Raw genomic sequence first — 1,359 nt, 5'->3', positions numbered from 1 at the left:
GTGAACCGTCCCCGGTTTGATGCCGCTTCCTTTCGAGTCTGGAAGGAAGATGTTGATCATGCCGAAGAGGATCCCGGAGGAGACGAAGCAGCGCGCGGTCCGGCTCGTGCTCGATCACCTCGATGAGTACCCGAACCTCACGACCGCGTGCGAGACCGTCGCGAGACGGCTCGGGTTCGGTGCCGAGTCGCTGCGCCGGTGGGTGCGGCAGGCGCAGGTCGATGCCGGCGACAGGCAGGGTGTGAGCACGAGCGATTCGGAGCGGATCCGCAAGCTCGAGCGCGAGAACCGCGAGTTGCGTGAGGCGAACGCGATCCTGCGTGACGCGGCGGTTTTCTTCGCCGGGGAGCTCGACCCCCGAAAGCGCTGATCGTCTCGTTCATCGATGAGCAGCGCGCCAAGGGCCGCGCGGTCGAGTCGATCTGTCATGTCCTGCGAGAGCAGGGCGTGCAGGTCGCCGCGCGAACCTACCGGGCCTGGAAGACCGCCCAGCCCAGCAACCGCGACCTCGAGGACGCGGTGGTGATCGACGCGATCCTCGCCGCTCGTGTCGACGAGCGAGGGAAACCGACACCCGAGTCGATGTATGGGCGGCGGAAGATGACCGCGCTCCTGCGACGCCAGGGCCTCGCTGTGTCGAAGCGGCGCGTGGACCGGCTGATGCGCCAGCTCGGGATAGGCGGGCTCGTGCGAGGCAAGCGCGTGCGGACAACGATCCCAGATCGGAACGCGCAGCGTGCGCCGGACCTGCTGGAGCGGGACTTCACCGCCGAAGCACCCAACCGGCGTTGGGTCGCGGACTTCACGTATGTGCGCACCTGGGCCGGGTTCGTCTACGTGGCCTTCGTGATCGACTGCTTCTCCCGGACGATCGTGGGCTGGCACGCGTCGACAAGCAAGACGACCCCGCTGGTGACCACCGCGCTGCGGATGGGCCTGTGGCGACGTGATCGGGCCGGCCGTCCCGCCGGTGATGGGCTCGTGCACCACTCCGATGCCGGTTCCCAGTTCACGTCGATCAGCTTCGCCGAGACCCTCGCCCTCGAGGGCATCGCCGCGTCCATCGGCAGCATCGGCGACGCCTACGACAACGCCCTCGCGGAATCCACGATCGGGCTGTTCAAGAACGAAGCCATCCGCGACGACTCCCCGTTCCGCAACGGACCGCTACGCACCGCCTGTGACGTGGAATGGGTCACCGCCGAATGGGTCGACTGGTACAACCATCGACGCCTGCACACGACCATCGGGGATATCCCGCCGGACGAGTTCGAGGCCGTCTACTACGCTGACCTCGAAACGCCATCCCACCCGGTGCTGGCACCCGCATAGGAGCGGCAGAGAACCGGGGACGGTTCA

Annotated in this window: 1 protein-coding gene; it reads left to right on the top strand. The window is 67.2% G+C overall.

All coding sequences use genetic code 11. The features are described from left to right. The first annotated feature begins 58 nt into the window (after window positions 1–58). Window positions 59–1,332, top strand: a protein-coding gene (locus tag IEX37_RS15830; protein ID WP_188757337.1) for an IS3 family transposase whose coding sequence is annotated in 2 segments (ribosomal slippage) — window positions 59–329 and window positions 329–1,332 — 1,275 coding nt in all. Because the reading frame shifts where the segments join, the coding sequence is not laid out codon by codon here. The last annotated feature ends 27 nt before the right edge of the window (window positions 1,333–1,359 follow it).

The organism is Microbacterium album, from assembly GCF_014643695.1.
Lineage (GTDB): Bacteria > Actinomycetota > Actinomycetes > Actinomycetales > Microbacteriaceae > Microbacterium > Microbacterium album.
This window is presented reverse-complemented; position numbering and strand designations above follow the sequence as displayed.